This is a genomic window from Actinomadura sp. KC345 (assembly GCF_004348515.1).
GTDB lineage: Bacteria > Actinomycetota > Actinomycetes > Streptosporangiales > Streptosporangiaceae > Spirillospora.
The window spans coordinates 1-5,971 of record NZ_SMKH01000388.1; the positions used below are offsets into that span (position 1 = coordinate 1).

General features: G+C 70.0%; 8 protein-coding genes and 1 pseudogene. 3 read left to right on the forward strand and 6 right to left on the reverse strand.

The features are described 5' to 3' along the window. A pseudogene (locus E1281_RS36140) lies at positions 1-345 on the forward strand (hypothetical protein); the annotation flags it as partial. 13 nt (positions 346-358) lie between these two features. Here E1281_RS36140 and E1281_RS36145 read toward each other — a convergent pair. The 4 genes from E1281_RS36145 to E1281_RS36160 form a co-directional block, all read right to left on the reverse strand. Beyond that, positions 359-832, reverse strand: coding sequence for a nitroreductase family deazaflavin-dependent oxidoreductase (locus E1281_RS36145; protein WP_131884202.1), 474 nt, complete (start codon positions 830-832; stop codon positions 359-361). Between the two features lie 52 nt (positions 833-884). Continuing rightward, entirely contained in the window at positions 885-1,406 is a 522-nt protein-coding gene (locus tag E1281_RS36150; protein WP_243717746.1) for a TetR/AcrR family transcriptional regulator, read from the reverse strand. Positions 1,407-1,579: 173 nt separating this feature from the next. Continuing rightward, a complete protein-coding gene (locus E1281_RS36155) occupies positions 1,580-2,221 on the reverse strand; it encodes a TetR/AcrR family transcriptional regulator (protein ID WP_131884204.1) in 642 nt (213 codons plus the stop codon). 73 nt (positions 2,222-2,294) lie between these two features. Further along, positions 2,295-2,945, reverse strand: coding sequence for a DUF998 domain-containing protein (locus E1281_RS36160; protein ID WP_243717747.1), 651 nt, complete (start codon positions 2,943-2,945; stop codon positions 2,295-2,297). 145 nt (positions 2,946-3,090) lie between these two features. On the opposite strand from E1281_RS36160, the gene E1281_RS36165 reads away from it, so the two are divergent. Next, entirely contained in the window at positions 3,091-3,540 is a 450-nt protein-coding gene (locus tag E1281_RS36165) for a YdeI/OmpD-associated family protein (protein ID WP_131884205.1), read from the forward strand. Positions 3,541-3,602: 62 nt separating this feature from the next. Here E1281_RS36165 and E1281_RS36170 read toward each other — a convergent pair whose 3' ends face one another. Beyond that, positions 3,603-4,472 carry a methyltransferase domain-containing protein gene (locus E1281_RS36170; protein WP_131884206.1) on the reverse strand — a complete coding sequence of 290 codons (870 nt, stop codon included), beginning with the start codon at positions 4,470-4,472 and terminating at the stop codon, positions 3,603-3,605. A 180-nt stretch (positions 4,473-4,652) separates the two neighbouring features. On the opposite strand from E1281_RS36170, the gene E1281_RS36175 reads away from it, so the two are divergent. Further along, complete coding sequence (locus tag E1281_RS36175) at positions 4,653-4,985, forward strand: YciI family protein (protein ID WP_131884207.1); 333 nt, start codon at positions 4,653-4,655, stop codon at positions 4,983-4,985. A 635-nt stretch (positions 4,986-5,620) separates the two neighbouring features. On the opposite strand, the gene E1281_RS36180 is transcribed toward E1281_RS36175, so the two are convergent. Beyond that, the coding region (locus E1281_RS36180) for a TraR/DksA C4-type zinc finger protein (RefSeq protein WP_243717748.1) at positions 5,621-5,971 on the reverse strand (351 nt) is incomplete at its 5' end.

Genomic DNA, 5,971 nt, shown 5'->3' on the forward strand with positions numbered 1-5,971 from the left:
CTCGTCGGCCACACCGCCCCCGTGCGCTCGGTGGGGTTCAGCCCCGACGGCGGGACCCTGGCCACCGGCGGCCTCGACGACACCGTGCGGTTGTGGGACGTTGCCACCCGCCGCCCCATCGGCACGCCCCTCACCGGCCACTCCGGCTCAGCGGACTCGGTGGCGTTCAGCCCCGACGGCGGAACCCTGGCCACCGCCGGGGACGGGATCGTGCGGCTGTGGAATGTGGCGATGCCCAAGGACCTTGTCGACGAAGTCTGCAAAGTGGCCGGACGCGACCTGACAGACAAGGAATGGACTCGGTACGCGCCCCCCGGGCCCAAGTTCCGGAAGGTCTGCCCCTGACCGCCCTCCTCGTTCAGGTGCGCGGGACGAAACGGACGAACGGGATGTGCGTGGCGACCTCGCGGTAGTCGTCCTCGCCGCCGTCGACCGCGAAGCCCATGATCTTGCACAGCCGGCGGGCGGCGGCCGGGTGCCGCCTCGCGTACCCGGCCATGAGCTCGGCCCCCTCGGCGGTCTCGATCGGCACGGCCGTCACCTCGACGACCCTCCCGCCGACCTGGACGGTGACGTCGGGCGCCGCCATGACGTTGCGGTACCAGTCAGCACGCGGCCCGAACCCGGAGGCCGCCACGTATCCGTGCTCGTCGTGCTGGACGACCTCGATGACGACCTGCCGCCGCAGTCCCGAGACGCGGCCGGTGTGGTTGAGCAGCATGACGCGGCGCCCCAGCAGTGGCCCGAGCCCCATGCGGTACAGCCGGATGGGCAGCCGCCACAGTTTCCGGCGTAGCCCGGTCGGCGGGCCGGCCCTCTTGACGATCTCCATGCCTACTCCTTTCCGGTTTCCGCGAGCCGCACGACCCCCACCGCGGACGCGTTCACAGCAGCTCACCCACAGCGGACAGCGCCTCGCCGACGGGAAGCTCGTCATCGATCATGGAGTGCAGCATCAACCCGTCGATCGACGCGGCGATCAGGGTGGCCGAGCCCGCCAGCCGAGCCTGCGGCCAGCCGGGATGCAGCGCGCGCAGTCGGTCCGCGATCTGCGCGCGGGCCTGACGAAGCCCGTCGCGCAGCACCGCCCCGAGGGCGGGATCGCGCGTCGCCCCCATGATCAGCTCCGCGGCCAGCCGTGTGGTCCGCTCGTCACCCGGTGCCTGCTCCAGCATGTCCCGCACCATCGCCAGCGCCGCCCGCTCGTCCGGGGCACCGAGAAGCCCGTCGACCAGCGGATCGATGATGAGATCGGTGGCCCTCTGGAAGATCGCGGCGTGCAGTCCGGCCAGGCCGCCGAAGTGATAGTGGATCAGTCCGGGATTGGTCCCGGCCCGTTCCGCCACGGCGCGCGTGGTGACGCCCGTCCACCCGTCCTCTCCCAGCAACGCGATGCCGGCCTCCACCAGCTCCTCGCGCCGCCGACCCCCACGAGGCGAATTTGGTCGATCGGCCAAGTTGGTCATACGGCCAATATAACCCACAAGCCAACGGAACCGAACGGCAGAGAGCCGCGCGCGACGCCCCTACGGACCGACGGGATCGACCGGTGCGTCAAGATCCCGGCCCACCGACGTGGCTAAGCCGTTGTGGCCTGCGGTCGGTGTGCATCGAGGAAAGTCCGCACTGCGGCCGTGGCCAGGTCGTGTAGCTCGCTCTGGGCGAACGGTTTCTCGTCACCGGTGAACATCGCCCGATTCAAAGGGATCCACAGCAGCATTCCGGTGAAGTGCTCGGCGGCGCGCGCGGGCTCGGCCACGCGCAGGACGCCTCGGGACGACAGCTCGGCGAACTGCTGGGCCAAGGTGGCCAGCACCCGTTCGAACCCTCGCTCGTACCAGGCGCGACCGAGTTCGGGGAACTGTCCGGCGCTGGCGATGATCAGACGCCGCAGGCGGATCAGCCGCGGTGTCATGAGCGTGGTCAGAAACCGCTGGGCCAGAGTGGTGAGGCCGTCCTCGATGTCCGCGGAGGAGGCCGTCACTTCGGCCACGAGCCGGACCATGCCCTCGACGTCATCGGTGGTGGCGAGGACGATCTCCGTGAACAGGTGCTTCTTGTCGGTGAAGTGCTTGTACACCGTCTGCTTGCCGACGGAGGCGAGGGCGGCGACTTGGTCGATGCTGGTGCGCTCGTACCCGTTGTCCAGGAACAGGGTGGTCGCCGCGTCCATGATGGCCTGGTGCTTGGCCGCCGCCAGCGTGCCCTCGCGCAGTTCCATGGGGACATCCTCCCAGCGCTACCGGGCCGGCGGCGCGTGGTGCCGTCGGCCCGGTGAGGGATCTCGTGTGCGGTCACCCCGGGGATCGTGCGAGCCGGGCGGCGGACGCGCCGACCCAGACCCAGGCGGCCACGGCGCCGACGAACATCGCGAGCGTGCCGCCGGTCGCTCCGGTGTTCGCGAAGGCGAAGCCGACGAACAGGAGTACCCCGGCGATGCGGCCGATGATCGCCCAGTTGCGTGCGTCGTCGGCGGAGAACCGGCTTGCCAGGACGAAGCACGCGGCGATGAGCGCGAGGAACGCGATGCCGGCGCACGTGAGGTGCAGCATGCCGGTGGCGGTGACCGTGGCAGTGGCGGGGGATCCCGGTGGAAAGCCGTTGCCAGGGTCGGCGGGGAAGGCGGCCGCGGCGACGAACCCGGCGCCTTGCACCCCGACGAGGACGGGGGCCCAGAGCCGTCCGCGCCCGCCGCGCAGGGCGGTGCGCAGCCCTGCGGCGCAGGCGATCGTCAGCAGGCCGGTGAGGACGAAGCTCGCCGACTGCACCCAGCCGCCAGGACCGAGGGTGAGCTGGCTGACCGCATGCCGCAGCGGGTCGAATCCCTCGCGCAGCAGGGCCTGGGCCGCGGAGACGACGGCGAACAGCGGGCCGGCGACCGTTCCCGCCAGCAGGAGTGGACGGGTCGGTCCCATGGTGTCGGACGGCGTAGGTGCGGTAGTCATGAGGGTCCTTCCTTCCGAGAGGCGACACAGAACTAGACTGTCTAGTATTCAAGAACTCATCGCTACCGCAGTCGAAGATTTCGTTGTCCCGGTCACCGGGGCTGGAGTTCAGCGCAGGACGCGCTGACGCCAAGGAGGCAAGAAGATGGTCACGTTTCGTACCACGCTCTGGACCCCCGACGGCAGGAACGCCGGCATCGTCGTCCCGGAAGAGATCGTCCTGTCCTTCGGGAAGGGCAAGCGCGTCCCGGTCACGGTGACGATCGATGGCGACTACACCTACCGCAACACCATCACGTCGATGGGTGGGCGGTTTCTCATCTCGTTCAACTCGCAGACACGCGCCGCCACCGGCCGGGGTGCCGGGGACGAGGTCGAGGTGACCCTGGAACTGGACGAAGCGCCACGCGTGTTCGAACCCCACCCGGTGCTGGCGGAGGCCCTGGCCGCCGACCCGGTGGCCGCCGAGGCATGGGACAAGCTCTCCTACAGCAAGCAGCGCGCGCACGGCGAGCCCATCGCGGCGGCCAAGACCGAGGAGACACGCCAGCGCCGCCTGGCCAAGACCATGGCGGCGCTGCGCGGCCAGGACTGACCGCGCCGGAGCCGATCTGCCCGAGAGCGGACCCGTGCCGATCTACACGGTGTGGTTCGCGATCAGCCGCCGCCGGGCCAGAGGTACTCGTCCGCGGGCACCGTTCCGTTGCGGAACCATGCCTGCAAGAAGCCGGTGAGGTCCTGTCCGGCGATCTTCCCCGTCACGCCGCGCGCCTGTGGTGCTCGCCACGGCGGCTGACGATGCGAACGCATCATCATGTACGAGGCGTATCCGGTGAACCTGCCCACCGCCGTCCCGTCCGGCATCACGACCAGCCGCAGTTCGTGACTCGACGCGAAACCGGGCGCGTACGGGGCCACGATCACACCACCGGGCCGCGTCTGCCGAACCCATGCATAGGGGACCTGCGACACCCCGCACGTAGCGTGCACCCGGTCGAAGGGAGCGCCGTCCTCCCAGCCCACCGCGCCGTCCCCTACAACCAGACGAGGGGACAGCACCACGTCCTTCAGGTTCTCCGCCGCCTGCGCCGAGACGAACGGATCGACCTCCACGCTGGTCACGTTCTCCGCCCCGACCAGCCGGGCCAGCAAAGCGGCCGTCCAGCCGGTGCCGGTGCCGACGTCCAGCACCCGGTGCCCCGCCTCAGCGTCCAGCAGCTCCAGCAGAGAGACCACGGTGCTCGGCGCCGAGCAGGACGAAGTGAACCGACCGCTCCCCGTGGCGACATCGGTCCGCCCGTCATCGAGCTGCGTGATGATCGCGTCGTCCCGGTAGACCGGATCGAGCCAGCTCTCGGGCGCGGCGGCCCTGTCCACCCGATCGCCGTCACCGGTCCAGGCCACAGGCGGGACGAAGGCATGCCGAGGGACGTCCCGCAAGGCCGTACGCACCCGCCCCTGGGTCAGCCATCCGGCGGCCACCAGCCGCTCGGCCAGCGCATCCGGACGCCGCGTCACGTCCCCCATCACCTGCTACTTCCCGCGCTTACCGTCGCCCTCGACCACCGGTGGCCAGGCCGACTACTGAAGCCCCCATCCGCCCATCGTGACGGGCAGTTCGGGACCTCCGGCACAACGATGAGTTTGGGCACGATCGAGAGTCGGTACCGGCGAGCACTGAGCACGAACGAGAGGAAGGGGCCTGTTGTGCCGAAGTTCGTGACCATCGGGTATGGAGACCAAGAGGGCTACGACCGAACCGACGCGAAGGTTCGGGACGAGGCGCATGCGCATGACGCCCGCCTGCTTGAGGCCGGGGCCGTTGCGGGCATCGCCGGAGAGCCTGTGCGGGTGAGCAACCATGACGACGCCGGCATGACCGTGGAGAGCGGCTCGTTCATGTCCTCGGCTCTCCCGGTGGCCGGATTCGGGATCATCGAAGCCGCGACCATCGAGGAGGCTGCGCAACTGGTGTCGAAGACCCCATGCGCCGTCGCGCAAGGCGTGGTCGAGGTCTGGCCATTGCAGGAGTCACCGTAGACCGCGTGGCGACGCACCGCGTCGCCGCGCCTAGTGACACCGATCGGCCGTTCCGACGACGGCCGGCTCCACGAGCGTGCCGCCTGCCAGCCACAGGCTGTAGGACGGCCAGCAGCACGTCCCGATCCCGTGCAGGGCGCGATCAGCGCGGTCGCTGTCGCGCACCCAGTCCGGGACGGGATCAAGCGCGTGGTCGCACGTGCCACGCCGGGCAACGGGGACTGTCGGCACGATCCGCACCCACGGCTTGCCCTCGGCGCGGGTCTGGGCGGCGGTCGCGTGCTGAGCGGGTGGCGGGTGGAGCGGTTCGCGCTGCGGTGGCGGACGTATCACGGCCGCCGGGTCGCCGTCCGCTATCTGGAGGTGCTCGCGCTCGCGGCCAAAGCGCGCGGGTGGCGGTGCGTGAAGCTCTACGGACGCGAGTTTCCAGCCGCTGCTGTGGGTCTACGCCAGCGGAGTCGCGGAGGACGTCGGGGTGGTGGTCTGTGCGCGGGCAGTCCCCGGTGGCGCCTGGGCCTACTACGACGTTCAGCGGGGACGGGCCGGTCACCTGTTCCCTTGCGGGGACGCCAAAGCGGCGGCGGAGCAGATCGATCTGTTCCTGAAGCACCGCATGTTCCCGTCCACCTGGTGATTCACTTCGCGGCGCAGGTGATGCAGGTGCGGGCGGTCGGCCGGGCTTCCAAGCGTTCTGCTCCGACTGGGCCACCGCAGCGTTCGCAGAGGCCGTAGGTGCCGTCGCCCAGTCGGCGCAGCGCGTCATCGATGTCGGCCAGATGCGCGTGGGCCTGCTCCAAGGATGCCTGGATCCGGGCGCGTTCGAACGCGATGGTGGCGCCCTCCGGGTCGTGCTCATCATCCACCGCGGCCTGGGCCGACGATTCGACGACGCCGTCCCAGTCGCCGCTCAACGACGTGATGAGCTCCAGCGTGGCGGCACGGTCGGCGATCAGGCGATCCTCGGCTGTGGACACATCACCATCAAC